Raw genomic sequence first — 25,173 nt, forward strand, 5'->3', positions numbered from 1 at the left:
GAAAAGCGCTTATTTATTATTTTTAAACAGATCCAGAAAGCGATCTTCATAGTCTTTGAACAGATCCAGTCGATCCAGCTCCTGTTTCAGTTCATAGGCTTTAGAACGGTCCTGTTCTGCCTGGGCAAACAAGTCCTCAATATTTTGTTCTTCCTCGGGGGTCAGCTTTAGTTCTTCCGGCGGCTCGGGCTGATATGCTTCTTCATAAGATTCTGGTTGCTGTTCCCCCATAGACTGTTCAACATGCGACAGCAATTCGCCCAGCCGCTGCTCCATCGCTTTTCCCTGCTCGGCCAGCTCTGTTGTATCGATCTCAATTCCGGAAAGCAATTTGAATGTCTCCAGAACTGCCAATGACGCTTTGGGAAACGGAAGCTGAGAAAAGATATGCGGCATTTCGCCTAAAAGACAGGCCCCTTTGAGATCCTTCTCGGCGGCCGCCCCCAACAGGATCCCATTTAAGCCACTGATGTTTCCCTCTTCCAGAATATTCAAGTCCCACCGCTTTAAATCATCCAGGCTCTCGACATCGGTGACGGCACCAAACACGCGTGATTCATGCTCGGGATGCATGGCTGTTGCCATCGCAGCAAAAGTGATCACACGTTGTATCCCAAGATCTTGTGCATAAGCAATCAGTTTCTGACAGTAGTTATACTTGCCAAATTGGGGCTGCGCCTCGCCGATCAACACGACCAGATCGTGTTTTCCTTGAGGATCCTTCCAGAGAAAAAAACGGCTGCGCGGGCGCACCCCCGCGCGAATCAGGCCACGCTGCACTTCTACATGATCAACATCAAATAATTCGGGCGGTGAATACTCCGAGAGAAGCTCCATTCCCAACTTTGCCATCAGGTAATAACCGGCGGACAAACCAACGTTCCCCATTCCCGGCCAGACTGCAATTAACCAGGGATCTGACAATTCTTCGACACCGTCTATCATGGTACTTACCTCCCGAATTGTGTTGTTGAATCTTCATTGCGCAATCTGTTATGACTTCTGAAAAGCAAAAGAACAATAACTCCATTTAATAAATTCTGAGAACATCCAAACAAGCACAGCTTGCCTCAGTATTATCACTCAGTGAAATCAAAAAACTATCGGGATACTCCTGATACCGCGTAAATGAGTCAATCTGAGTCATCGTGTTTTGAGGTCGCTTCCCACAAATCAGCTCCTGCGTTACCGAATTTTCACGGGTGGTTTTTGTCCCTTCGGAATCAGCGTAATATATTTTCGCTTCTGCATCCGTTGATCAAAATCTGCTTTCGCTTCGGTGACCAACGCTGGATTCTCCATCAATTCCACAGTAGACGCTGCTAATGCTTGCGCCGCATATAAAATCCCTTTCTCTCCGATGGATGAACCAATACAGGCAACGTTCTGCCAACTATGTCCCGGATTTCCCGCCGCAAAACAGGTCGTCCGTAAACCTCCGGTCGGAATATGCCAGCTGATATCCCCCACATCGGTTGAACCCTTAGATGACGTTTTTGATTCCAACAATGAATGAATCCGACTGTCGATCGCTACAGGAAAATTTTGACCGAATTCATCAATCAGCGGTTGCTGAATCCGCCTCGCGAAGGCCTTCTCTTCCGCTGAAAACGCCGGCGGTCCGATCGCCGTCAACTTTTGATGAATCATTTCCGATAATGGTGTATTGGGAATCAATTCGTGATTGTCGGTATCGACGTCGATTTTAAGTTTCGTCCGCGTCATCAACGCTGCCCCTTTCGCGATATCCACGACCCAGCGATAATTGCGTTCCAGATCCTCGTGCGTATTCGCACGCACGTAATACCAGACCGTCGCTTTCGCCGGCACCACGTTCGGCTGACCTCCCCCATCGATAATCACATAATGCATCCGCGCGTCTTCTTTCACATGCTCCCGCATATAATTCACGCCGGTATTCATCAACTCAACCGCATCCAGGGCACTCACACCACTTTCCGGACTCACTGAAGCATGCGCCGGCAGTCCGGTAAAGGTAAACTTAACCGAAACCAGCGCCTTGGAACTTCCCAGATGCACGTTCGTATTATTCGCGGGATGCCAGTGCAGGCAGATATCCAGATCCTTGAACTGCCCGTCGAGCAGCATGTAAACTTTTCCCAACCCCGTCTCTTCCGCCGGCGTTCCATACAGGCGAACTGTCCCTTTGAGTTGATGTTTGTCGATCGCCTCTTTCACCGCCAATGCTGCTCCCAGAGCGGCTGTTCCTAAACCACTGTGACCGCAGGCATGTCCCGCGCCCTCGTCTGCTTGAGTTTCACGAAACGGAACCGCTTTCTGCGATAATCCCGGCAATGCATCATATTCCGCCAGAATCCCAATGACCGGCTGACCACTCCCGTAACTGGCCACAAATGCTGTCGGCATATCCGCTACGCCACTCTTCACCGTGAACCCGTCCGACTTCAGTTTCTCGATCAATAACTGTGACGACTTCATTTCCTGGAGTCCCACCTCAGCATAATTCCAGATCGACTGATTCACGGCTTTCAGTTCTTCTGCCCGTTGAGTCACATCGTCGACAGCCGTCTTTTGTGATTCACTCAACTTCGCAGCAGATTTTTCCGCAGCTGAAACGAGAAGACCCATATTCGAGTGCAGCAAAACCAGTGCACATCCAGCCCACAACAGTTGTTTATTCAGATATAATCGCATGATGTTTTCCTTGTAGATCAACGCGGGTCAGTTTTCAATTCATCATTCCAGCCTACCAAAGCCTGCGCAAGATGTCATCTGTTTTCCCTGTTCATTGCCCTTCGATTCCCAGTGAAAGAACAGAACTTGACACAAAGATGCCCACCACGAGAATGCGGAGCAAGCGTCGCGCGCGAGTGAGACCACATATTTGCTGACCGTATCAATAGCAAAACATCTCAGCACTATAAAACCCGCTGGTTTCAGCACGATTTTGCTTGTGAACAACTTGTTCCACTGCACAGGGTGCTCCATTTTCTGCGACAATCTGGACACAATTTGAACCACACTGTGACAAACTCTAACCAAGGCCTGACCAGGCTGCACCAGAATTTGACCAACATTCCACTTGATCTCACCACGCCCTTCAGCAAAATCATTCCAAGTCAACATGCTCGAAAACTCAACAAGAAATAAAAACATCATGTATTCCATAAATAAAAACTCAGTGAAATCATCCAGGCCCGTGGCACCATCTTTAAACTCACCAGGCACCGCTTTTAAACTCGCCGGGTGCAACCATTACCCGCGTTGGGTGCCACTGTTGGCTTGCCCAACAGTGCGCGAACAGAGCCAGCAATGAATCTATAAAACCTATTTTTACAAGCAGAAAATGACTCAGCATTCTATTACCTGTCCAGACAGAATCTGCCTACATAACTACATTTTACCTGACGGCCACCGGGAATCAGAGATGAAGATCCAGCAGTATTCCATTCTTTCATGAACAGCCTCAAAGCAGTTCCCTTCCAAATTCTTACCTGAATCAAAATGGCATCCCTCTAGCAACCTCCGAAGATTTTTCAGAAAACTCTTGACATAACTACACCCTGTAGGCATTATAACTACACACTGTAGTCACCCTTTCGTTCTGGAGCACAAACATGGCCCCCCCTGATTCTACACCGCTTACCAAAGCTCAACGCGAGATTATGGAAATCGTCTGGGAGAATGGTCAGGTGACCGTCAGCGAAGTGCGGGATGCATTGGAAGCTAAACGGAAGCTGGCGAGAAACACCGTGCTGACGATGATGGTGCGGCTGGAAGAACGTGGCTGGCTGCAGCATCGACAGCAGGGCCGTACGTTCATTTATTCCGCCGCCCGCCCCCGGGCAGCTTCGCTGGGAATGAAGGTCAGTCAGATGGTCGACCGTCTGTTTGCCGGTTCGCCGGAAGACCTGGTCACCGCCTTGATTGAATACCGCGGCCTCACCAGTGAAGAGACAGAGCGCATTCGCGAAATGATCGAGCAAGCGGAGTCAAAGCAAAAACAAAATCGAAAACAGAGAGGGAAACGGTCATGACTGGTTTGATTGGAAATCCCACAGATCAGGTTCTGGTCTGGAGTCTGAACGTCTTAATTCAGGTTGGCTGCATCGCCGCTTTCGCATCATTGGCAAGTCTCATGCTGCGACGCGCCCCGGTAAAACGTTACTGCCTGCTCTGTTCTGCATTGATCCTTATCTGTGCGTCTCCCCTGCTTTCCACTCTGATTCAATCAACCGGAATGAATTTCTTTTCGGTCGCACTGGTACAAAACCCGCCTGCCCCCACAACAGTGAGCACACAACCGGCTGCATCTTCACCTCATATTTTGAGGCAGAACGCTCCTGAATCCTTCGTCCTGAAAAAAAACACGAACCAGGTTCTGCCCGAAGAGAAACAGGACGCCGAATCTTCCCTGACAGGCAATTCAGACAAAAGTACGATTCAACAAGCAGCGCCCCAGTCTGTGACATCTGCAGCAATATCCGCAACTGCGGCTTCAAATTCTGCGAAAGTCCGCCCGACCATCACAGGCTATTTACTGCAAACCATCATACTTCCGGCACTCCTTCTCTGGTCTTTTATCTCACTCTTTCTGCTGATTCAACTCGCCATGAAATGGTATCGCCTGGCACTGCTGTTAAAGTCGGCCAATGTAAATACTGACAAAAATCTGACACAACTGTTTCAGCGAACATGGCAATCTTTGGAAGTCTCTCAAAACAGAAACATCCCGGAACTCGTCTTATCAGAACAGATTTCAGGCCCCTTTGCCGCTGGAATCTGGTCACCTAAAGTCGTTCTGCCCGAAGCGTTATTACAACAGGTTTATGCAGATCAAATGCGCGAGATTCTGATTCACGAACTGGCCCACATTGCACGCCGTGATCAAATTGTTGTGCTGCTGCAAACATTCATCGGCACCCTCTTCTGGGCACACCCGCTGGTCAGGCTGCTCAACCGTCAGCTCGCAGAGGCCCGCGAAGAAGTCTGCGACAATTACGTACTGACCGTAACTGATGCCCCCTCTTATAGTCGCACATTGCTGACTATGGCACAAATCTTGAATACGCCCCGCCCCATTCCCGGTACCGTCGGACTGTTTACATCGCGCTGGAAACTGGAGCAGCGGATCATCGGCCTTTTGGACGAACAACGCTGTTGCGTCACGCGGCTAAATAAACGGACAATCCTATTGATCAGCATTCTGTCGGCGGGAATTGCCAGTATGGCTGCTTTCGGCACGGTCTCATTGGCAGTCGCTGAGAAAGCCGCCATCCCTCCCCGGAACAAAAAACCTGATCAAACGGCTGCCCCTGAGAGATCCACAAAGCAAGAGGTCGCTGAAGAGAATGCAAAGACTGATGACGCTGAGAACAGTCATTTCGTCTATACAGGTCGGATTGTCGATTCACAGGGACATCCCATCGCAGGCGCAACACTCTATGTTGACAATTCACAATATCACTCCAAGCACCGGCAATCAAATATTTCTCTCCCCGTCCATAAGCAGCTGACGGAAACCCTGACGAATTCAGATGGAACATTCCGTCTTGAATTTGATGACCTCTGGACACGAGTCATGCGTGCCAGCACAGTACGCCCGGCTCCATTTTATTATAGACAACACCCGGGCACTCTCATCATTGCCACGGCTCCCGGATATGCAACAGAATGGATCACTACTACCGACGCCGATCCGGCTGTTCCATTAAAGATCACTCTAAGCAAAAGTGCCGCCCCGATTCGCGGGCGACTGGTCGATCTGGAGGGCCGCGGACTCGCAGGTATCACCGTGTCGGTAGAGGCAGTCTGCTCTGCAGAGGAAGGTGCCGTAGATCGCTGGCTGCATGATTTACCCACGTTGAGCCAGCAGGGACTGCTACCCAATGAAAAAAAGAAACCGAAACCAGGCAGCTACAACGCCTCCATCGGGAAGTATCCCGGCGCATCCATGGTGACCGCCAATACACCCGGATTCCCGACCTCGATTGAGACAGATCAAGCAGGCCGTTTTCAATTCTTGAACATCGGCATTGATCGGCTACTGATTCTTAAAATCGAAGGTCCTCAAGTGGCGACCGAACGTATTGCGGTTGTCTCCCGTGACATGCAGTCAGTTCAGGCACGTCCGATCGGCTATGAGGGTCCCGTCAAAGGAACTCACTACGGAGCAACGTTCACACATGTGACAGAGCCAAGTCTCGTCGTCGAAGGCACTGTGCGCGATCGGGAAACCGGCGCCCCGATTTCAGCAAGGTTGAAGATACGACAATCTGTTCAAGGATCAATGAACGAAGTTGAGATTTCGAATCCTCATACAGACTTGAAAGGTAGATATCGTATAGAGCAACTTCCCTACTCCGGGACGTTACGCCTCTATGTAATTCCTGATGTCGATCAGCCCTATTTTTCGACAGACTATCTTCTACCGAAACCAAGCGGTCTCAAACCAATTTCGTTAAACATCAAGCTGCGTCGTGGCGTGATGTTTCACGGCACAATCACCGATAAGGAAACAGGCAAACCGATTCCGAATGCCAGCTTTGACTACTTCCCGCTGCTGAGTAACAAAAATGCAACCCATTTCATTCCTTACCAGGATAATACGACCAGCCTGGAACCGATGCAGAACCGATTTATCTCGGCTGAAGACGGATCATTTTCTCTGATCGGAATGCCAGGTGCCGGAATCATTGGAGCACGCACCTTTAATACCGACCATCTACTGGGAATCGGCCAGGAGAAACTACATCACCTGATCGACGAAAACCGAGATGACCGATACCAGACCCACGATTATTGTTTCACAAATCTCTATCAGGTTGTAAAACTGATCACGGTGCCCACAGGAGAAAGTGAATTTCAGATTGACTTACAGGCAGATCGCGGAATAGCACTTCAGTTTGAAGTAGTGGGACCAGATGGGAAACCACTCACAAATTACACGATAAACCACCACCATTATCCCGGCACTGCTGGAGAACCCGCGACGATCTTTGGCTTTCACCCGCAACGAACCCAAACCATTTACTTTCGGCACCTTCAGCAGCAACTGGGGCGTGCCGTCACGATTTATGGAGTTCCGGAAGATCGCAGTATTCGCAAAGTGAAATTAGAGCCCCTCGGATCAGTGAAAGGTCAATTACTCACTGCGAAAGGGGAACCCGACATCGATGCGCCTATTTCACTGGCAATGAATCCGCCCCCCGGTACCGATACTTTACCGAACTATGATACCGGGAGTACCTGGATGCCAAAGCATTGCGACTCAGAGGGAAATTTCCTGTTTCACGATCTCATGGTTGGAGCGATTTACACGCTACGTGCGAATCGATGGAAAGGAAGGGGTTATTATCCTCTACCGGTTCAGATCAAAATCAAACCGGGACAAAAAATCGATCTGGGAGTGACCAAAGTCCCCGACAAGAAGTAAAACAGGGTGACGCGCTTATTTCATATCCAGTGAAAAACCGCCGATTTCTCCTGAAACTTTCATGGCGTAATCATCGGTCATGCCGCTGACATAATCCATGACCTGCTGAACCCACCAACTGTAACTGTTGTTTAAATTCTGTTCGACATGCTCTTTCCCCCAGGTCAGCTCAATGCAGCGTTTCGAGAGAAAATGAATCTGTTCATAGTTTTCGGAAGCAACAATCGATTGAATCGTTTTGAACAGCGATTTCAAAACGCGGCCCAAAATGTGATATGCTCCCAGTTCGGTCGCAATTTTTTTCCGGTGTCCAAAAATATCCTCATAGAACTGATTCACTTCTCTGAGCAGATTTCTGTAGTTCTCATCCAGCGACGCCTTGAGATCTTCTTCACGTTCTCCATTCATTATGTTATCAAAATCTGCTTCATAGACGTTCCAGAACTCATTGATCAGACTCTGAATCGCCTGCCCTCTTAATTGAGGCAGACTCATCCAGTCATTGTCTTTGTTATTCGAAATCGCCAGAAAGAGTTTATGAACTTCGTTCCTCTTGCAGATCCCCATTTCGACAGCGTCTTCCAGATCAAGAATACGATAGCAGATATCGTCAGCCGCTTCAGTCAAAAACGAGAGCGGATGCCGACAGAAATCACCCTGGGCGTTGTAGAGCTCCAGCTCATCCGCAATCTCCTTAAAGATTTCTGCTTCGGTCGTATAAACATTATGCTTCATTTTCTTTGGAGTACGATCATCTGTGGAGAGCCACGGATATTTGACCGCGGAACTCAGCGTCGCATACGTCAATCTTAAATACCCGGCACTCGGATTATCGTAACGAGAGGCGATTCGGAATCCCTGCGCATTCCCTTCAAAGTTCAGGCAATCACTGATACAACGTGTTCTTTGATCGTCATCTTCAAACTCAGCCGGAGAAAAATATTCTTCCAAGTGCTCTTTAACCCAAGCCCGGACCACTTCTTCCCCCGCGTGACCAAAGGGCGGATTTCCCAAGTCATGAATCAGACACGCTGATTGGAGTATCCAGCTTAAATCCAGATGGGCGCTCTCAGAAAGATCGCTCTCTTTCACTGCCAGCTCAACCACGCGATCTGATAACGAACGCCCTACACTGGCTACTTCCAGGGAATGAATCAATCGATTATGAATATGGTCATTGCTGGCCATCGGATGAACTTGTGTTTTTCTGGCCAGCCTGCGAAACGGCAGAGAAAAAACGATCCTGTCGTAATCGGCTTCGAAATTCGTTCTTCGATCTGCTTTCACATAACTTCGGTCAACTGACCTGGTACGATCTTTCCTCGGGCCAGAGACCCTGCTGGCAGAGAGGAGTTTCTTCCATGACAATTTATGAGACATCGACTTCGATCTAACTCCAGAAAAACAAAAATGAATGCGGAAAGCATTCCAAGAGAATAGGAAAGCGGCAAAAAAAGGTCAAAGGGGTGACGGATTAAAAATCCCAACACCACGACATTTCCCGGGCAGGCATCCCCGCGCTCAGAAGATCTCTGGGAACGAAGACTGGTTTTACTCCGTCTGCCGCGCAATGAAGGCTAGATCAGTCTGTCTGTAAATGAGTACTCTCGCTCAAACACTCTGGGCATCAACTCTTTGCCTCGCTCGCGATCCTGTTTGGCTTTTTCTTCCTTGCCCTGATACTGATAAGCCAGCCAGCGATGGAAATAGGCTTCCCAGTCATCGGGCTTGAGTTCAATTGCCTCAGAATAATCGGCAATTGCCAGATCGATCTGCTCGTCGTCCCACCGGAGGAGTCCACGGTGTACGTAGATGGAAGCGAGCCGGGTTGAATTATAATCAGGCTGCTTGTCCGCATGCTGAATTGCCTGATCCAAATCTGCTTTTGCAGCCGTGTATCGCCCGACCCCCATGTACAACACTGCCCGCCCGAAAAGCGCGTCGAGATCTCCCGCATTGGCATCAATGGCGAGATTGTATTTCGCCAATTGCTCCTGATATTCCCCCGCATCATCTAACGTACGAAAATAAGAGAGCGGCTTATAATGCTCGGGCGCATTCATATACACCGGAATGCACCCTGACAGACAGAACAGACACAGGACCATTCCAAACAGGGGGCGTTTTGACAGATTCCGCATAAAAACATCCTGATCCAGCCTGATTCGACTCTGGATACGTAGACTAGAGTGATAAAGTGGGTAAGGAACGCAGTTCCAGTCCCGTATGCCTCACAATAAAACCCGCCCCCGTCACGCGTAATGTAGTCTAGAACAGCCCCATCCTGCAATACGATTCCTCTCGATCCATCCTCTGTGAAAACGGAAGTAGTTTTAACTTTTCGTCTTTTTTATCAACATTACCCTTTACTTTGTTTAACTTATGATAAACATTATTAAACATGAGCAATATCAATCTAAATGAATCTGTAAAGAAAGTGGCTGACAATTCACAGCTGATTCCCGGTCAAACTCAACGACCAGAGCATCCATTACTGTCTTTGGATCAGGAGAATCTTGAGTTCGTGCTGCAGCTGGTACTGGCATCGGGTTCACTGAAAGAACTGGCACGCTATTACGGTATCAGCTACCCGACAGTTCGCGCCCGGCTGGATAAGTTGATTGTGCGGCTGCAATTGATTGTCGAAAGCCGCGAACGGGATGAAATGGCGAATCTTCTGGCCAATCTTGTTGAAGCCGGTCAGCTCACCAGCACAGCCGCTCAAAGCATTCTCGAGTTACATCGGTCCAATCACTAACAGCAGAAGGAGTACCATTATGGACGCGCCCTGGTTTGATCCCACTACGTTTGGTGCCTGGTTCGGCACGGTTGTTGGTGGTGGTGGGGGTACGCTGTGCGGGCTACTGGGTGCTCTTTGTGGAATCCTGAGCCCGCGTGGGAAGGGAAGAAAATTCATCCTCGGTGGGATGTTCGTGTTTATCACCATCGGACTACTTCTCGTTGGTACAGGGATATTCGCTTTGTTAAGCGGACAACCTTATGGGATCTGGTATCCGTTCCTGTTGTCGGGATTCGTTTTTGCCATTGTCAACGGCGCACTGATTCCTGTGATTCGCAAAAACTACGAACAAGCTGAGAATCGACGCATCGCCGCAAAGTCGATTCGCGTTGGCTGAGTAAGGAGAGAAGGAACATGACCATTCAATCCAAGAAACGTATCGGTTCGATCTGGACTTTCTGTCTGATCGGAATCGCTGTCACCGGTTTTGTCATGCTCTCCGCCTTCCAGCCGTTCGCACTGTCAAAGCCGCGCGAACCATTGGCCGTTCGAATGGACTCGTCAGGCCCCTATCTTATTCTTGCTACTGAAGCCGCGGATCGCGATTATCGGCAGGCGATTCAAAAAGCACAAGCACTGCATCCGGAAGCCACCCGTTTGAAATTCTCTGCCGACGACATGGAATCGATTCTGGATCAACTCAGAACAATCCAGCCGCGGTATGCGTTAATATTTATTAAGCCGAACGAACTTGATGTCAACTTTGCCTGGAAATGGCTGGAGTTGACGACACAGATTGACGAAGACCCACTCGTTGATGTCAGCAGTGGATTCATCACTGGCTCGACCCCGGAAGCAGCCGCCATATTCGTAGACCGGATTGCGAAAACCGTGAGTGGGGAATTAACGTTGCCGGGCAAGCTCATTGATAATTTCGGTCCCAACCCACAAGCCACACAGAACAGTTTCATCCAGCAGCCGGGCTGTTTTATGATTCCCGTTTTTCAGGAACGGACCGCAGTCGCAAGCATATCTCATGGCACTCACGGATTCACCAATACGCGACTGGACTCGATGCACGATGCGGGGCTAATCCATATTGGAGGGCACGGCTATCCGGACCGGGTTGTTGACGGTCTTCAAGGCCAGCAGACGAAACAACTGAAACTCTCTCCCTGCATTGTATTCAACGGCGCCTGTTACACGGGCGTCACCAGTCGCTGGTTCAACCAATGGACTCCGAACGGAACCGTAGAGAGTCAGACAGTCGCCGATGAGCAATGCTTCTGCCTGAATCTGCTAGATAACAGCGCCGTCGCCTATCTGGCAGCGCTGCACCCCGATCACGGGATTCCCGTTTATCAGGAAATGGAATACCTGGCCTACTCTGGAAAGTCGCTCGGCGATGTCATGCGTCACACGCACAACGGAGTCATTCTGGGAAACGGAGGAACGCTGCCAACCTTCGAGCCGTTTAGAGACAAGATGCCCTCGCCGAAATGGACTCCCAGCGACGTGATGCTTAAAGGGACGGCTGCGCGGGTTCTGTTTGGCGACCCTGCAATGATCATTGCAAAAGCCTTTACGAAACCGCCATTTAAAGTGACGACATCACACATCGGTTCCGATCAGTTACAAATCACGGCTCTGCTATCGAATACTCAGTTGAAGAGCGAATACACTGACACCTATTATTCTGATCTGTCCTCGAATAAGCGACTCTTCAACGATCGCGCCCTCATCGTCGTTGACCTGCCGGAAGACTGGGAGGATATCAATTCGGTCGAGGTCTCAGCAGCACGTGCTGCTGGGCAAGAACTCCAGAACCGACTCGTTGGGTATACCGTCGAAAAGGAAGGCAAACGGCAGCGGTTGCATGTCCAGATTGACTTGCCCACCACCGGCTATATGCAGTCGCCATTTCGAACAAAAGGTGCGACGATTGACCTTAAAGTCAGCCGTTAAAACGTATCAAATGAGAGTACTATCACAGAGTCGCTGGCGCCTCCTGGCTTTGAATCATCAAACGTAACTTGAATTTCATTTTCTGACGTTTTGAAACTTTCCGGTAAGCGACGCCCAGACCGATCACATACTTGGAACAATCCACACTGGATTGATAGAGATAATTCCCTGAGCCAATTTCAAGTTAACTTCGGGTTAACAATTGATGAATAAAAGTGAAGTCAATCAGAATGCCATTGAACGTAAAACTATCTATAGATAACGTATTCGCATCAATGCAATTTTAGCTGGCGTCTGTGTAGAGTAAGCAATCCCAACATCCGACGATGCTTGAGAGTCTTTCATCATTCAGTTCTACAGATTAAGGAATTTACGATGCGAAATCATTCCTTTTGCCGATTTTATCCAAAACTTTTTCGACGTTCTGCATTCACTTTGATCGAGCTGCTCGTCGTCATCGCGATCATTGCCATTTTGATTGCACTTTTACTCCCGGCAGTCCAGCAGGCACGCGAAGCCGCCAGACGCTCTACCTGCAAAAACAATTTGAAGCAACTTGCCTTGGCATTACATAACTACCACTCAACACACACGGTTTTCCCCCCTGGCAGTGTGAACGGTGCCGGCGATAATCCAAATGGCTCGAACGGGTCCGGAGGGGTCGCCATAGGTGGCTCATGGATTCTGATGCTGCTGGCAGATATTGAGCAGTCCGCCATGTTCGACGACTTCATGAAAATTGCCAACGAACGACCGGAAGTACTGGACTGGCTGGGAAATGGAACTTATACATCGCAAGGCATCTATGTCGGCAGCAAACAAATCAGCTCGATGCTTTGTCCCTCTCATCCTAAAAACCAGGAGCAATTTGGAAATGGAACCGGCCTGGAGAATTTAGCTCGGGGAAATTACGCAGCCAACTATGGCAAAGCCGGTTATGGGCAGATTCACACGAACGATATGAAAAAAGGAGGCGTCTTCGGCAACAATTCCAGTATCGGAATCCGAGACATCATCGACGGCACATCCAATACGTTGGCCTTGAGTGAGCTCAAGTTTCGTCTGCAAAGTTCAACGGGCCCATCCAGACAGGATACCCGTGGTACCTGGCCTTATGGCGTCATGGGAGGAAACATTTTCAGTACGCAAACGGGACCAAACAGTTCGACCCCTGATGGAATCTGGGGCTGTCGCAGTTATCCCGAAGAGGGAATGGCCTGTATCCAGATCGGCTCACCTTATACCGAAATGTACTCTGCGGCTCGCAGCTATCACACAGGAGGAGTTCAGGGCGCCATGGCAGACGGCTCAGTGAGATTTTTCTCTGAAAACATCGACCTCACGCTCTGGCAAGCCTTAAGCACCCGAGGCGGACGCGAAGTGATAGATAATTTCTAATCAGAAATCGTGGTCGTAGAAAAAACGGTTCGATCCTGGTCTCCAGGGTCGAATCACTTTGTCTCTTCTTACACACAATGATTCCCATCATGATCAAGAATATTTTGTTTTTTGCTCAAAGACATACCATGAATTCATTCACTCAAACTACTTTCTTTAGCTGTCTTTTTCTGAACTTGTCTATCATGCTGATCGGCTGCGGTGGCGAAGAACGGGCCACCGTTTATCCTACCAGTGGCATTGTCCACTATGATGGCAAGCCGATGGTGGGAGGAGGAGCAATTTCTTTTGTCCCGATCTCAACTCAAAATGGAAAGGCCGCCGGGGGAATCATCAAAGATGATGGTACCTTTGTCATGTCCACTTATGAGACAGGCGATGGTTCCATCGCGGGAGAATTTCGCGTCACGGTTTATCAAACAACAGTACAAGAACCGGAAACAGTAGCAGATAGTGATGGCGCTGCATCGGAAACGACTCCCGGACCTGCTCCTTCTGAGCCGATTCAAACGGTGGAAAAGAAGGATCGAATTCCTCTCGTTTATTCCGACCCGGCAAAATCACCTGTGACAGTCAAAATCGATCCCAATGGCAAAAATGAATCATTAAATATCGATCTGAAACCGCTGTAATCGATTAAAGTTGTCATTCAACTGGTCAGCTGACATTGCCGGTTCATGAAAGGCAGATGTGAATCTTGCCCCCTGATTACTCACACAGTACAGACAGCCTCGACGGTGCGTTTCGAAAGCGGTAAGCTATGCAGGATGAAGCGGCATGTGGCACTCATCATCGAAACCTCCAGCAGCTACGGCAGAGATCTGCTGGCAGGCATCGTTCGCTTTATGCGAATGCATGATGAATGGTCCGTCTTTCTGGAGCAACGGGATCTCAGAAAAAAACCGCCTGCGTGGCTGAGAAAATGGAACGGCGACGGAATCATCTCCCGTGCCACCACTCCCGATCTGGTCAAGGCTGTCGCGACGACCGGCGTTCCGCTGGTCGAACTCACGGATCGTGGAGAAGATCTGGGGCTCCTGCAAGTCAGGTCAGACGATCACGCCATCGGCAGGATCGCAGCCGAACATTTACTTGAGCGCGGTTTTCAGAAATTCGGTTTTTGTGGATTCACCGGTGAAGCCTGGTCCCAACGTCGACAGGATGGCTTTGTCGAAACCTTACATGCAGCGGGCTTCGTTTGCGATATTTACAGCTCCCCCTGGCATGGTCCTTCCGTTCGATCTTGGGAAGATGTTCAAAGTCGACTGACGAAATGGCTGAAGCAGTTTCCGCGCCCCTTCGCCGTTATGACCTGCAACGATATGCGCGGACAGCATGTGCTCGATGCCTGTTCGAATGCTGAACTGGCGGTACCGGAAGAGGTCGCCGTGATCGGTGTCGACAATGACGATTTACTGTGCCGCATCTGTGCGCCTCCCCTCTCCAGCGTTATTCCGAATGCAGAAGCCGTCGGATTTCGTGCCGCCGATCTGTTGTCCCAGGTCATGAATAGTAAAAACATCACGGAATCGTCTCAGGTGATCCCACCGATTGGAATTGCCACGCGGCAATCAACGGATGTCGTTGCCATTGATGATCCGGAGATCGCAGCGGCCCTGCAGTTCATTCGCGAAAATGCCTGCCGGGGAATCAGCGTCGACGATGTTACACAGAATGCTTCCGTCTCACGCAGTACGCTCGAACGTCAGCTGAGAAAATATCTCGGACGTACCCCGCAGGAAGAGATACGGCACGTGCAAGTCAGACGCATTCAGGAATTGTTGCTGACGACCGATTTATCGGCCGAGCGTATCTCGGCATTGTGCGGTTTCGAGCACCCGGAATACATGCATGTCGTTTTTAAACGACTGACTCAGATCACTCCCGGCGAGTTTCGCAGGCAGGCACAGCCCTGGCCTTCAGCGTGACAATATATCTTACAATAATGACGTCCCATCTCATTGCTTCTGGACAGATCGCTTTTATAATCAAACTCATGTAAATTGTCCCTGAAGACTCTGTCAGGAACGCCCCGCCAAGAGTGCAGTCCCGATTCAACATATTAATTCCAACCGATTTATCATAGAAGCAGCAACATGAAAGCAATGGTGTTAACCGAATATCAACAACTCGAAGTCACTGATTTCGAGCAGCCAGAAATCGGACCGACAGATATCCTGGTGCAGGTTCGCGCGTGCGGCATCTGCGGTAGTGATATCCACGGGTACGACGGCAGTACCGGACGACGCATTCCGCCACTGGTCATGGGACATGAAGCCGCCGGTGTCGTAGCCGCAGTGGGAGATAAAGTTTCCGGATTCCAGCCGGGCGACCATGTGACGTTTGACTCAACCGTCTCTTGCGGCGAATGTTTCTTTTGTCGCCGGGGAGAGATCAATCTTTGTGACAATCGAAAAGTGCTCGGCGTTTCATGCGACGAATACCGTCGGCACGGCGCGTTTGCCGAATTCGTAGCGGTCCCGCAGCATATCTGTTACTCGCTTCCCAAGGACCTCCCTTTTGAACATGCCGCAATGATCGAAGCGGTTTCCGTTGCCGTGCATGCCGCCAATCGGACTCCGGTTTCTCTCGGCGATACGGCGGTCATCGTGGGAAGTGGAATGATCGGGTTACTGGCCATTCAGGCGATCCGTCTCGCCGGTTGTTCACAGGTCATTGCCGTTGACCTTGATCCCGGGCGTCTGGAACTGGCGCAACAACTGGGTGCAGACGTGGGTCTGAAGGCAGACGAAGTAGACGTGCCTGCAGAAGTCAAAAAACGAACGAACGGCCATGGTGCCGATGTCGTTCTGGAAGTGGTCGGAACTACGGTCACCGTTCGTACCGCTGTTGAGTGCGCACGCAAAGGGGGAGCCGTCACCTTGGTAGGTAACCTTTCCCCCACGATTGAGATGCCTTTGCAATCGGTTGTCACGCGCGAATTATCGGTCTTTGGAACCTGCGCTTCGAGCGGCGAGTACCCTGCCTGTATTGATTTACTTCAAAAACAGGCCATTCGCGTTGAGCCTCTCATCACCGCAAAGGCATCACTGCAAGAAGGCCCTGCATGGTTTGCTCGTCTCTATGCCGGTGAGCCGGGTGCCATGAAAGTCATCATCGACCCCACTATTGAATAAGATTACTTAAGAATTCACTTGCCAAAAATCTGGAAAGTCGCCCTGGAGGAAACCAGTGCAACAGTATGCGAACGCTGTTGTTTTGCTGGTATTCAGAGCTGAGGCTGTGTACTGTAGCGAATGCCTTTCAAAAAACGCACCATTACGATGCATTTGAACCAAATCATAGCCTCAAACGATTATGGGAACAAAACACAATGCTCATCACAATTCTTTCTTTTTTATTCTTTACCGGCCTTGTCGCCTTCCTCACCTGGCGGATCACGCGCCGCGATGATCATGCCAGCAGCAGTGGCTACTTTCTCGCCGGGCGTTCGCTAACGTTTCCCTTAATCGCTGGTTCACTTTTACTCACGAATCTCTCCACCGAACAGATGGTCGGACTCAACGGCGCCGCCTTCACCGACGGTCTGTGCGTGATGGTCTGGGAAGTGCTTTGTGTGATTGCCCTGGTCTTCATGGCCTGGTTCTTTCTACCGCGGTTCCTCAAAAGCGGGGTCGCTACTGTGCCAGAATATCTGGGAATTCGATTTGACCACCAGACACAGGTCATTACCAATCTAATTTTCCTGGTGGCTTATGTGGGAATTCTGCTCCCGATTATCCTCTACACGGGTGCCACCGGGATGCTCGGCATTCTGGACGTGCCTTCCATGTTAGGCGGTTGGCCGGAATCACTGGGCATCGATACGCACACACTCTCTCTCTGGCTGATTGTCTGGGTTGTCGGCATCATTGGATCAATCTATGCCTTATTCGGCGGTTTGCGAACTGTGGCCGTTTCGGACACGTTGAACGGCATCGGCCTCTTGGTCGGCGGTTTCTTAATTACCGGTTTTGCATTGGCGATGCTCGGCGGTGAAGGCGGAATCTCCGTGGGTGCCTCTCAGATATTTGAAGAACAGCAAGAACGGTTCAATTCCATCGGCAGTCCCACATCATCGGTTCCGTTCGGCACTGTCTTCTCGGGGATCTTCCTGTTGAACCTGTTCTATTGGACAACGAACCAGCAAATCATTCAACGGACACTGGGTGCCAGCAGTTTAGCCGAAGGGCAGAAAGGCGTCCTGTTGACCGGTGCCCTGAAGCTGCTGGGACCACTCTACCTCGTCATTCCCGGAATGATCGCCTTCACAATGTTTGCAGGAGAAGAGATCAAAGCCGACCACGCCTACGGATTACTGGTAAACCGCGTTCTCCCCGCACCATTGACGGGTTTTTTCGCAGCCGCCATGATCGGTGCGATCCTTTCCAGTTTCAACTCCGCATTGAACAGTTCCTGCACCCTGTTCAGCTTGGGACTGTATAAAAACGTATTCCAGCAGAACGCCAGTGAAGCAGCCGTTGTGAAATCGGGGAAAGTATTCGGCTGGATTGTCGCCGTAGTAGCAATGTGTCTCGCACCGTTGCTGGCAAATACGACCAGCATTTTCGGCTATCTGCAGAAAATGAACGGCATTTATTTCATCCCCATCTTTGCGGTGGTTTTGATGGGTATGCTAACCAAACGTGTCCCTTCTATTGCTGCCAAGGCTGGACTGATTGTGGGCTTCGCTGTGATTGCAATTGGGTACTTCGTACATCCGTTCGATACCATTGTCGCCTCACTGCACGAATTCCACTTTCTTGGACTCGTCTTCAGCTGGCTTTTGATTTTGATGCTGGTCATCGGTGAAATCGCCCCGCGCGAAACCGAATTTGAGCAGGAAGATGTGGGCGCCGTCGATATGACGCCCTGGCAACTCGCCAAACCGGCCGGCTTCATCCTGATTCTGATCGTTTTTACCATTTACGCTACATTTGCAAACTTCTCAGTCCTCGCCGCCTCGTAAGGAAACTGATATGAAAACTTTCTCATTATTGACTGCCGTGGTTTTGTGTCTGGCTGCCTCTGCTCAAGGGGAGGTCGAAGATTTCGACAGCATCAAACTGTATACGTTGAAAAACAACGCAGGCATGACAGTCAAAGTCACCAACTATGGCGCCATCATCACGTCCATTACTGTCCCCGACCGAAACGGTAAGATGGCAGACATTGCATTGGGCTATAATTGTGTTGAAGACTACATCAACGCGGTGGATAAGCCCTACTTCGGCGCCATCGTGGGCCGCTACGGCAACCGCATTGCCAAAGGCCAATTCACACTTAACGGCAAAACCTATTCCCTCGCAAAAAATAATGGCGAGAATCACCTGCACGGCGGTATCATCGGTCTTGATAAAGTCGTCTGGGAGGCAACTCAGGTTTCTCCCACAAAAATCGAATTGAACTACCGCGCGAAAGACCGTGAAGAAGGCTATCCGGGAAACCTCAAGATCAAAGTCACCTACACACTGACCAACAAGAATCAGTTGATCGTGGACTATCTGGCTACGACCGATAAAGCAACGCCCATCAACCTGACACAACACACCTACTTCAACTTAAAGGGTGAAGGCGCTGGTAACATTCTCGACCACGAACTGATGCTGAATGCTTCAAAATACACACCCGTCGATGAAACATTGATCCCCACTGGCAAGCTGGCACCTGTCGCGGGAACGCCATTCGACTTTACCTCTTCCAAACCCATTGGTCGGGACATTAACAAGGATCACCAGCAGTTGAAGTTCGGAGGCGGCTTTGATCACAACTGGGTACTCGATAAGAGCGGCAAAGAAAACCAGCTGACACGCGCCGCGAAAGTATTTGAACCTGAATCGGGACGCGTTCTTGAAATCAGCACCACCGAACCCGGAATCCAATTCTATTGCGGCAACTTTCTGGACGGGCGTTTGACTGGAAAGTCAGGCAAACCGTACGTGCATCGCGGCGGCTTCTGTCTGGAAACACAACATTTCCCCGACAGTCCCAATCAACCCAATTTCCCGTCCACGATTTTAAAACCGGGTGAAGAATATAAGTCGACCACGGTCTTTCAATTTTCGACGAAATAATAAAATCGCATCAATTACCACAAATTGAACAACAACTCTTTTGGAACGGCGCTATGTATCCAATACGAATTACCGACTTGGTCTCGGCCTCTGATCCGGTTCGCATTGCCTCAGCACTGGCAGTGATGATATTCAGTTCCACGTTGGTTCTGGCACAGGAGATCAACGATCAATGGCGGTATACGTTTCAACGTCCTGCTGACGGCTGGCAATCGACTCAGTTTGATGACAGCAAATGGCAGACAGGTCCCGGGGGATTTGGTACGCGCAATACGCCCGGCTCACGCGTTGGCACGAATTGGAAATCAGAAAATATCTGGTTGAGAAAAACATTCCAATTGAAAGACATTCCACAAAAGCCTGCGCTGATGGTTCACCATGATGATGAAGCTGAAATATATATCAATGGTCAACGAGTCGCAGACTTAAAAGGCTGGACCACTAACTACAGCGTGATTCCCTTAGATGAAACAGGGATTCAGGCCCTTCAAAAAGGAAAAAACCTGCTGGCGGTACACTGCTTTCAGGATGGAGGGGGACAGTTTATCGATGTACACGTTGTCGATATCAAACATGTTCCTCAGCTCCCGCATCCCCAACGTAGCACCATCCCTTTTAAGTCCAAGTTGATCACAAAATGGGGCGAAAAAGTCACCCCCGAAAACGCCTGGACCGAATACCCGCGTCCGCAACTCGTCCGCGATAACTGGAAGAACCTCAATGGGCACTGGGACTATGCCATCACAGCCATTGATCAAAAGAAGATACCCCAGGACTGGACGGGCAAAATCCTGGTCCCGTTCTGCCTGGAATCGAAACTGGGGGGCGTACAACGGTTGCTCACTCCTTCGGAAGCACTCTGGTATCGCCGCACCTTCGCAGCACCCCAATCAACCAATCGTCGTATGTTACTGAACTTTGAAGCCGTCGACTATTTTTGCGATGTTTTTGTGAATCGCAAATTTGTCGGTTCTCATAAAGGTGGAAACACCCCGTTCTCTTTTGACGTGACTGAGCAGATTCGCCCCGGTCAGAATAGCGTCATCGTTCGCGTCAAAGATGCCACGGAAGGCTGGCAGCTCCGTGGTAAACAGACTCTCGACCCACGCGGAATCTGGTACACACAGGTCTCCGGCATCTGGCAGACCGTCTGGCTGGAGCAGGTCGGCCCCAGCTACATCGAAGATCTGAAGATCCAAACCGACGCGATGACGGGCATAATCAGAGTGTATCCCGAGATCAACAACGGTAAGTCCAATCAAACAGTCGAGATCATCGTCAAAGACGGAGATCAAAAAGTCGCCGAAGCCAAAGGAACAGACGACGAATTCTCAATAACCATTCCCGATGCCAAACTCTGGTCTCCTGATTCTCCGCAGCTCTACAATCTGGAAATCTCCCTGATCGAGAACGGCAACATCATCGATCAAATCAAGTCATACACGGGAATTCGCAGTGTCAGTAAAATTCGCGACAAAGACGGCCATCTGCGATTCACTCTCAACGGAAAAACGATCTTCCACTGGGGACCTCTCGATCAAGGCTGGTGGCCCGATGGACTATTGACTCCCCCTTCAGATGAAGCCCTGCTGTTTGATATTGAGTATCTCAAAGCCGCCGGTTTCAATATGATCCGCAAGCACATCAAGGTCGAGCCACGTCGTTTCTATTATCATTGTGACCGACTGGGCATGATGGTCTGGCAGGATCAGGTCAGCGCAGGACACAATCCCCCCTGGACACGACTCAAACACAATCCCGTCGATGCTCCCTGGTCTGATCAACACCACGATCAGTATATGCACGAACTGGAACAGATGATTGATACTCTGGAAAACCATCCCTGCATTGTCGTCTGGGTTCCGTTCAATGAAGCCTGGGGACAGCATCGCACATTGGCAGTCGGAAAATGGGCCGTCAAACGCGATCCGTCTCGGCTGATCAACATCGCCAGCGGCGGCAACTTCTGGCCTGTGGGTGATGTGGTCGACGCCCATCAATATCCTCACCCCGGCTTTCCCTTTGAACCGGGGCGTTATGACAACTATATCAAGGTCATCGGAGAGTTCGGCGGACACGGTTATCCGGTGAAAGATCACTTGTGGGACTCCACTCGCCGCAACTGGGGTTATGGTGATCTCCCCCAAAACGAAGCTGAATACAAAGCCCGTTACCAGAAATCACTGCACTTACTGAATGACCTTCGCAAACGCGGCATCGCAGCCGGCGTCTACACTCAGACAACCGATGTCGAAGGAGAAATCAACGGCTTAATGACCTACGACCGCAGAGTCATCAAAATCCCCGCCAAAGATCTCGCAAAACTCCACGAGTTACTCTTATCAGACCAACCCTAGACTCATCGTGCAAACAGGCAGTCGAAAGCAGGGGGGCGATGCGGGCCTGCATCCCTACTCTGCCTCTATTTTTTAATTTGCCAGTTAACATCTTTCGTGGTAGTCAATAAAAGAAAAAATTTCACTCAGTCGGCTTCCCATACACCTTCAGTTCATGAATCGACCAGAACAGACCATGCTGGCCCGTTTGTTCAATCTTCACGAAGCGGGTCGAGACGCCTTTGGGAAACGGAATATCGGTGATCGCGGTCGTCGCTTTGCCTTCGATAATGGGTTCAGACCACGTCTTACCATCGTCGCTGATCGAAACCGCATAGCCGCGCGGGTAGTCCCCCCTTGATTTCTGAGTATCAAGCAGAATGCTGGTCACGCTGTAAGGCTGTTGCATGTCGATCGAAAACCACATGCCGGGCTTCATACTCTCGTTTGTGGAATACCGCGAATCCGAATTCCCGTCAATCGCCGCCCCCACGTGCTCCCCGCCATGCGAGGCAGAGAGTTTCCACGTTTTCATAATATCCAGTGAGACCGGCAGGAACTCACTCAATTCTTCAATCGTATAAGGTTGCGTCCGATCCTGTGTCATACTGCGTACACGGGCAACGTCTTCTACCGTGACTGCAGAACCGTTGTTGCCAAAACTGTTGCGGACATATGTCAAAGCCGAGGCGATCCATGCATCGTCCTGTCGCTTCATCGACTCCATCAATCCGGGGTACTTCTTCCCCTCAATCGGCCCCTTGAGACCATGCAAGAGAATCCTCGCCGGTAATTCCGGATTGGCCAGCAGGCGAGGCGATTTGGCCAGCGAGGGGGCCAACTGCAATCCGTCGCTGGAGAGTGCCCCCTTTCCATCGTGCCCATGACAGCGGATGCACAACAGCGTATAAGTCTGATAGCCCTGCTTCATCTGCTCCAGTGTTTTTGCATCCAGGTTGGCAAACACCGGTTGATTCCCCCCTTCCCGATATCGCAGACTGGCCTGCGCAGAAACCAGTACCAGATCATTCTCAGCATACGCGGCGGCAAATTCGCTGATCAACTGCCGCCCCAGATCCGATTTTGCATACCGCAACGAGTTCACCGCCTGCACGACAACACCGATGTCATTATCATAGCCAGCATCCGCAACTTTTTTCACAAGATCGGGGTCGCCCGCCAATCGTGACTCACTGACTCGCATGCCTGCCTGTTTCACCCTCGGATCATCATCACCGAGTGCGGCGAGAATCATTGGCTTTGAAATCATATCCAGACCGTCCAAAGTCCATAGTGCATGCATTCGGCCCAGCGGAGACGTGCCTGTTCTCGCCAGTATTATTAAAGCCGGAACAACCGATTTGTCATTTCGTAACACGATCAGTTTTTGTGCCGTATCTCGTCGCCAGCCATTGGGATGGGAGAGTTCTTCCACCAGTTGTGCGGTGGTCTTATCTAACAGTTTCGGAGGCGGCTGGCGATTCGTTGTTTCATGCACAACGCGATAGATGCGACCGCGGCCAATATTTTTCGCAAAGCCCTCTTTGTCGATTACGCCTCGAAGATAGGAGCCTTTGCGCGTCCAGTTACCTTCCTGAATAATGCCGCGATACATGTCAACTAGATAGAGGCAGCCGTCAGGTCCCGTGGCTGACCAGAGCGGGCGAAAGTTCTTATCCGTCGAGGCGATGAACTCCGAATTTTCATACGCATTACTGAGCACTGTCTTCCCGTCAATCTGCGTCACCTTGGCGCGACGCACCAGACGACCGACCGGCTCGGGAAGAATATAGTCCCCCTTAAAATCGTCCGGCAGTTGATCACCACGATAAATTGACTGCCCGGCACAACCAGTAAATCGATTCAACCCGCCCCGTTCCTTATCGACGCGTCCCAGTCCGCCCTGAACATCGACCATCTTTACGATTGGATAGACGGCTTCGAAATTTGGTTCGAGTTCTCCAGGTAAATTCAATCTGCCATACTGTGGCAGTTGTTGAAAACCATACGCCGGTTTCTCTCCCCCTGCAGCAGACAGAAAGAACCGCCCGACATCATCCATCGCCAGTCCCCATTGACCGTTATCACCGTAGATCCGCTCGGACTCCCATTTCCCTTTTCGGAAGCGGTGCCGTCGGGCTCCTAGTCGCGCAGTATAAATCCAGTTATCGATGCCCCAGGTCAGCGCACTGTTTTGGTGTTCGAGGTTCCCCCCTGCTTTGCCTCCCGGATAAAGCAGAATTTTTTCGTCGGCTACACCATCGCCGTTCGTATCGCGATAGCTATAGTAATCTTCGGTGTATGTTTCGTTGACAATAATCCGATCATCGAGCGGCAGAATCATTCGCGGCAGCACCATGTTGTCGACGAACCGCGAGACTTTATCCATGCGGCCGTCGCCGTCCGTATCTTCCAGCATCGAGACACGCGACCGAGGCAAATCCTGATCGATGCCATCCGCGTCCTGCATATAGGTTCGCATCTCAGCCACATACATCCGCCCATTACCATCCCAGACACAGAGCACCGGCTCTTCAATCATCGGTTCCGCAGCCACCAGTTCCAGCCGATAGCCGGGTGCCAGATGAATGCGTTTCATCGATTCTTCAGGAGAATAAAAAGTGGAATCCGCATCTTCCGGATCACGCATCACACCGGGCTGTTTTGCAGGAATTGTGGCGCGGGGCGGCGGCGTAAATTTCGGATCCCCCACAGAGGCAAGGTAAGCCAGCAAATCAGAAACCTGTGACTCAGGGACTCCCTTCAAAAGTCCTTTCGGCATCACAGAAACCGATTGTTTGACCAGTTCCTCAATTTCAGAGCGAGGAATCGTCTGTTCCTTCACAAATTGATTATCTGGAATCAGCACAGTCACCGCATCGTCGGTCTGTTTCGTAATCCGACCCGTCAGAACTTTTCCCGACTCCAGTAGAATCGAATACGCCTCAAATCCTTTTTTAATCTGTTTACTCGGCTCGTTAATCGACTCCAGAAATTCCTGCCGCGTCAACGGCTTCTCCGGCTTGGTCAAATCCGGTCCCAGCGAAACCGTTTTCCCATCCACGGCATGACAGGCCGCACACCCCCGCTGCGCAAACAGAGCCCGCCCCCGACGATAGTTGCCAACATGCTTGTCTGGCTTAGAAACATCAGCAGCCTCTGAAGAAACCGGTAAACAGAGCAGGAACGCAAGCACAATCAAACATGATTTCATGCCGAGACTTTCAGTCAATCAAGATGAGA

18 protein-coding genes are annotated in these 25,173 nt (G+C 50.5%); 12 read left to right on the top strand and 6 right to left on the bottom strand.

What is annotated here, in order from left to right; genetic code table 11:
- Window positions 1-9: 9 nt before the first annotated feature.
- The 3 genes from Enr17x_RS19190 to Enr17x_RS19200 form a co-directional block, all read right to left on the bottom strand.
- Window positions 10-945, bottom strand: coding sequence for a PAC2 family protein (locus Enr17x_RS19190; RefSeq protein WP_145311335.1), 936 nt, complete (start codon window positions 943-945; stop codon window positions 10-12).
- 240 nt (window positions 946-1,185) lie between these two features.
- Window positions 1,186-2,676: an amidohydrolase gene (locus Enr17x_RS19195; RefSeq protein WP_145311336.1), complete on the bottom strand. Its 1,491-nt coding sequence runs from the start codon at window positions 2,674-2,676 to the stop codon at window positions 1,186-1,188.
- 42 nt (window positions 2,677-2,718) lie between these two features.
- A complete protein-coding gene (locus Enr17x_RS19200; protein WP_145311337.1) occupies window positions 2,719-3,234 on the bottom strand; it encodes a hypothetical protein in 516 nt (171 codons plus the stop codon).
- Window positions 3,235-3,599: 365 nt separating this feature from the next.
- On the opposite strand from Enr17x_RS19200, the gene Enr17x_RS19205 reads away from it, so the two are divergent.
- Both Enr17x_RS19205 and Enr17x_RS19210 read left to right on the top strand, forming a co-directional pair.
- Window positions 3,600-4,019: a BlaI/MecI/CopY family transcriptional regulator gene (locus Enr17x_RS19205; RefSeq protein ID WP_145311338.1), complete on the top strand. Its 420-nt coding sequence runs from the start codon at window positions 3,600-3,602 to the stop codon at window positions 4,017-4,019.
- On the top strand, window positions 4,016-7,417 hold the full coding sequence (locus Enr17x_RS19210; protein ID WP_145311339.1) for a M56 family metallopeptidase: 3,402 nt from the start codon (window positions 4,016-4,018) through the stop codon (window positions 7,415-7,417). The genes Enr17x_RS19205 and Enr17x_RS19210 overlap by 4 nt, the downstream gene beginning before the upstream one ends.
- Window positions 7,418-7,432: 15 nt before the next feature.
- On the opposite strand, the gene dgt is transcribed toward Enr17x_RS19210, so the two are convergent.
- Window positions 7,433-8,797, bottom strand: coding sequence for a dGTP triphosphohydrolase (dgt, locus tag Enr17x_RS19215; protein ID WP_145311340.1), 1,365 nt, complete (start codon window positions 8,795-8,797; stop codon window positions 7,433-7,435).
- A gap of 197 nt (window positions 8,798-8,994) precedes the next feature.
- Window positions 8,995-9,558: a tetratricopeptide repeat protein gene (locus Enr17x_RS19220; RefSeq protein ID WP_145311341.1), complete on the bottom strand. Its 564-nt coding sequence runs from the start codon at window positions 9,556-9,558 to the stop codon at window positions 8,995-8,997.
- Between the two features lie 260 nt (window positions 9,559-9,818).
- On the opposite strand from Enr17x_RS19220, the gene Enr17x_RS19225 reads away from it, so the two are divergent.
- From Enr17x_RS19225 to Enr17x_RS19270, 10 genes are all read left to right on the top strand, one after another.
- Window positions 9,819-10,175 carry a DUF2089 family protein gene (locus Enr17x_RS19225; protein WP_145311342.1) on the top strand — a complete coding sequence of 119 codons (357 nt, stop codon included), beginning with the start codon at window positions 9,819-9,821 and terminating at the stop codon, window positions 10,173-10,175.
- Between the two features lie 19 nt (window positions 10,176-10,194).
- Window positions 10,195-10,554 (top strand): hypothetical protein, encoded by a 360-nt coding sequence (locus tag Enr17x_RS19230; protein WP_145311343.1) that lies wholly within the window; start codon window positions 10,195-10,197, stop codon window positions 10,552-10,554.
- 17 nt (window positions 10,555-10,571) lie between these two features.
- Window positions 10,572-12,122: a hypothetical protein gene (locus tag Enr17x_RS19235; protein WP_145311344.1), complete on the top strand. Its 1,551-nt coding sequence runs from the start codon at window positions 10,572-10,574 to the stop codon at window positions 12,120-12,122.
- A 375-nt stretch (window positions 12,123-12,497) separates the two neighbouring features.
- On the top strand, window positions 12,498-13,520 hold the full coding sequence (locus Enr17x_RS19240; RefSeq protein WP_145311345.1) for a DUF1559 domain-containing protein: 1,023 nt from the start codon (window positions 12,498-12,500) through the stop codon (window positions 13,518-13,520).
- Between the two features lie 185 nt (window positions 13,521-13,705).
- A complete protein-coding gene (locus tag Enr17x_RS19245; protein ID WP_145311346.1) occupies window positions 13,706-14,152 on the top strand; it encodes a hypothetical protein in 447 nt (148 codons plus the stop codon).
- Window positions 14,153-14,299: 147 nt separating this feature from the next.
- On the top strand, window positions 14,300-15,448 hold the full coding sequence (locus Enr17x_RS19250) for an AraC family transcriptional regulator (RefSeq protein ID WP_232100779.1): 1,149 nt from the start codon (window positions 14,300-14,302) through the stop codon (window positions 15,446-15,448).
- A 168-nt stretch (window positions 15,449-15,616) separates the two neighbouring features.
- Window positions 15,617-16,657 carry a galactitol-1-phosphate 5-dehydrogenase gene (locus Enr17x_RS19255; RefSeq protein WP_145311347.1) on the top strand — a complete coding sequence of 347 codons (1,041 nt, stop codon included), beginning with the start codon at window positions 15,617-15,619 and terminating at the stop codon, window positions 16,655-16,657.
- A 197-nt stretch (window positions 16,658-16,854) separates the two neighbouring features.
- Window positions 16,855-18,489, top strand: coding sequence for a solute:sodium symporter family transporter (locus Enr17x_RS19260; protein WP_145314071.1), 1,635 nt, complete (start codon window positions 16,855-16,857; stop codon window positions 18,487-18,489).
- A 10-nt stretch (window positions 18,490-18,499) separates the two neighbouring features.
- Window positions 18,500-19,594: an aldose epimerase family protein gene (locus tag Enr17x_RS19265; protein WP_145311348.1), complete on the top strand. Its 1,095-nt coding sequence runs from the start codon at window positions 18,500-18,502 to the stop codon at window positions 19,592-19,594.
- 53 nt (window positions 19,595-19,647) lie between these two features.
- Window positions 19,648-21,951: a glycoside hydrolase family 2 protein gene (locus Enr17x_RS19270; protein WP_232100781.1), complete on the top strand. Its 2,304-nt coding sequence runs from the start codon at window positions 19,648-19,650 to the stop codon at window positions 21,949-21,951.
- A gap of 121 nt (window positions 21,952-22,072) precedes the next feature.
- On the opposite strand, the gene Enr17x_RS19275 is transcribed toward Enr17x_RS19270, so the two are convergent.
- On the bottom strand, window positions 22,073-25,144 hold the full coding sequence (locus Enr17x_RS19275) for a DUF7133 domain-containing protein (protein WP_145311349.1): 3,072 nt from the start codon (window positions 25,142-25,144) through the stop codon (window positions 22,073-22,075).
- Between the last annotated feature and the right edge of the window lie 29 nt (window positions 25,145-25,173).

Source organism: Gimesia fumaroli (assembly GCF_007754425.1).
Taxonomy (GTDB): Bacteria; Planctomycetota; Planctomycetia; order Planctomycetales; family Planctomycetaceae; genus Gimesia; species Gimesia fumaroli.

Excerpts from the sequence above, each read along its gene's own strand:
- Enr17x_RS19230 (WP_145311343.1), top strand. The coding sequence starts at position 10,195 with ATGGACGCGCCCTGGTTTGATCCCACTACGTTTGGTGCCTGGTTCGGC.
- Enr17x_RS19195 (WP_145311336.1), bottom strand. The coding sequence starts at position 2,676 with ATGCGATTATATCTGAATAAACAACTGTTGTGGGCTGGATGTGCACTG.
- Enr17x_RS19205 (WP_145311338.1), top strand. The coding sequence starts at position 3,600 with ATGGCCCCCCCTGATTCTACACCGCTTACCAAAGCTCAACGCGAGATT.
- Enr17x_RS19220 (WP_145311341.1), bottom strand. The coding sequence starts at position 9,558 with ATGCGGAATCTGTCAAAACGCCCCCTGTTTGGAATGGTCCTGTGTCTG.
- dgt (WP_145311340.1), bottom strand. The coding sequence starts at position 8,797 with ATGTCTCATAAATTGTCATGGAAGAAACTCCTCTCTGCCAGCAGGGTC.
- Enr17x_RS19270 (WP_232100781.1), top strand. The coding sequence starts at position 19,648 with ATGTATCCAATACGAATTACCGACTTGGTCTCGGCCTCTGATCCGGTT.
- Enr17x_RS19255 (WP_145311347.1), top strand. The coding sequence starts at position 15,617 with ATGAAAGCAATGGTGTTAACCGAATATCAACAACTCGAAGTCACTGAT.
- Enr17x_RS19245 (WP_145311346.1), top strand. The coding sequence starts at position 13,706 with ATGCTGATCGGCTGCGGTGGCGAAGAACGGGCCACCGTTTATCCTACC.
- Enr17x_RS19225 (WP_145311342.1), top strand. The coding sequence starts at position 9,819 with ATGAGCAATATCAATCTAAATGAATCTGTAAAGAAAGTGGCTGACAAT.
- Enr17x_RS19275 (WP_145311349.1), bottom strand. The coding sequence starts at position 25,144 with ATGAAATCATGTTTGATTGTGCTTGCGTTCCTGCTCTGTTTACCGGTT.
- Enr17x_RS19265 (WP_145311348.1), top strand. The coding sequence starts at position 18,500 with ATGAAAACTTTCTCATTATTGACTGCCGTGGTTTTGTGTCTGGCTGCC.
- Enr17x_RS19260 (WP_145314071.1), top strand. The coding sequence starts at position 16,855 with ATGCTCATCACAATTCTTTCTTTTTTATTCTTTACCGGCCTTGTCGCC.
- Enr17x_RS19190 (WP_145311335.1), bottom strand. The coding sequence starts at position 945 with ATGATAGACGGTGTCGAAGAATTGTCAGATCCCTGGTTAATTGCAGTC.
- Enr17x_RS19210 (WP_145311339.1), top strand. The coding sequence starts at position 4,016 with ATGACTGGTTTGATTGGAAATCCCACAGATCAGGTTCTGGTCTGGAGT.
- Enr17x_RS19240 (WP_145311345.1), top strand. The coding sequence starts at position 12,498 with ATGCGAAATCATTCCTTTTGCCGATTTTATCCAAAACTTTTTCGACGT.
- Enr17x_RS19235 (WP_145311344.1), top strand. The coding sequence starts at position 10,572 with ATGACCATTCAATCCAAGAAACGTATCGGTTCGATCTGGACTTTCTGT.